The organism is Litoribacter ruber (assembly GCF_018500185.1).
In the GTDB taxonomy this organism is placed as follows: Bacteria; Bacteroidota; Bacteroidia; order Cytophagales; family Cyclobacteriaceae; genus Litoribacter; species Litoribacter ruber.
In genome coordinates, this window is sequence record NZ_JAHBGI010000043.1 from 1 (window position 1) to 2,092 (window position 2,092).

The following is a 2,092-nucleotide window of genomic DNA, read 5'->3' on the forward strand; positions in this document are numbered from 1 at the left end:
TACATCAGAAATAACCCGATGAATTGGGAGGGGGATGAGTTTTATGGGTCATGATGGATATTCTGACGAAATCCCTCTTTCTAGGGGCGAAAAATTTTTCGCCCCTAGAAAGAGGGATTAGGCGCTATCTCCCGCTCTTCGAGACCGAACAGCAGGAACCTTCGGAACGACTATCGATCAGGGGAAACCGCAACAGCTGAAACATCACATATTAGGTTTCAATCTCAAGAAATTTAACTTAATATGCTATTCAATTCCTTTCATCAATCTGAACCGCACTAGTTGTATTTTTCATGTGNAGGCGCTATCTCCCGCTCTTCGAGACCGAACAGCAGGAACCTTCGGAACGACTATCGATCAGGGGAAACCGCAACAGCTGAAACATCACATATTAGGTTTCAATCTCAAGAAATTTAACTTAATATGCTATTCAATTCCTTTCATCAATCTGAACCGCACTAGTTGTATTTTTCATGTGTACGACCCCGTCAAACCTTTTTGATAAACCTTCGGATTTATTGAAATTATACCTAGGGTTATAAAGTGCACCAATAGAAATTGTTGTTGCTTTCTTGTCAAAATAATTATTCTTTTTCTCCTTCTGTTCCAACCTATTTAAATCAATGAAAACATTATTATATGGAAACACCTCAAGCTTACTTCCCAAAGAACTACTCAACGTATCTCTTATGTAAAACTCTTTTAACTTTCTGGTCTCGTAATCTATGGCATTGAAATACCCTTGGTTAAATGTTAGCCCCAATGCATAATAACCCTGACCATGATTCTTTTTTAAATGTTGTCCCATTGATTTATAGTTTAAAAAATAAGTCTTTTTATGAATATGATTATTATGAGCCCAAATAAACATTTTATTTTGATCCTCATGGTTCATTACCCATTCAATATTCTCAGCCATTTTTTTATCTCTATAATATCCTCTAGACAATTTCTTATTTGACATTGAAAAAAATTGATCTAACATATTAAAATGGTGTAATATCAAATAATGATCTTTAGAATCGATAGTATTTCGTCTGCTAAATCTCCTATATTCAGAACCAATATTAGCAATTGTCTTTCTCAATGCCTTCTTCTCCTTTTTGCTTACAACATAATACTTTTTAAAATTATCGGGCAAATCTTTATGATATTTGGCACCTTCAAATTCATAATCTTCAAGCAATGTCAAAACATTTTTCAATATTTCTAAAGGCAAAAAATCAAAACCGTAAATATTAATTTGATCAGAAGGATTTTCTTCATTATGAGACCTCATCCAGTTTACCAAGTCCAACACTTCTTCTGTGCTATAGGTCCAAAACCCAATATCACTCACTAATTCTTTGGGGTTTCCAACTCCAGTGCTTAAATATTCATTTATTCGGTACACCTCCCCAAATCCAGCTTCAATACCAAACAATCTAAACCCATGATTTTTCACTAAAAACTCAAATAACCGGTGTTTGAATCTATAAAATTCACTTGTACCATGCGTAGCTTCTCCAACAGCAATTATTTTCTTCTCATCAAAATGTTTAGAAATATCAAAAAGATCGTCTACATAATCCACTGGATCTATATATTTAATTTCTTTAGTGAAACTCACATCCTGAGAATAGGACAAAAATGGACTAGCAAGATAAATTACAATAAAATAAAATAATGATCTTTTCATTTGAAATTACTTTTTATTTAAAAATAGATATCAATTTGTTCCAATAAATGTAGGATTAAAAAAATAAAGAATAAAGATCACTTCTATTATTTAACTTATTTTAAGGCAATAGTTGTATGTAGGTCCCAGTCATTTTGATTTAATCTAGTGCAAAATGGGCCTAAAACCCTTCATGTACTTGCGGTGGGACACTATGCTTAAAGTTTCTTTGAGCCTTATAGCTTTTGGGATTTGCAATCCCGATCTTGCCCGCAGGTACGGCAACCAGGTGCGGCGGGGCCTGTTAAAGGGTATTTGCAATCCTATCCTAATGAGGATTACAAATCCCATTTATCTGTGGTTCAACATTACAAATGTCGAACAGCGGGCTGATGAGTTTGGCAACACCATGGGCTACGTCTTCATCGGCGAGGG

Annotated in this window: 1 protein-coding gene; it reads right to left on the bottom strand. The window is 34.7% G+C overall.

What is annotated here, in order from left to right; translation table 11 throughout:
• Window positions 1–430: 430 nt before the first annotated feature.
• The gene (locus tag KIH41_RS17990) at window positions 431–1,678 is read right to left on the bottom strand and encodes an erythromycin esterase family protein (protein WP_214163333.1); all 1,248 of its coding nucleotides are present in this window, start codon (window positions 1,676–1,678) and stop codon (window positions 431–433) included.
• Window positions 1,679–2,092: the final 414 nt, after the last annotated feature.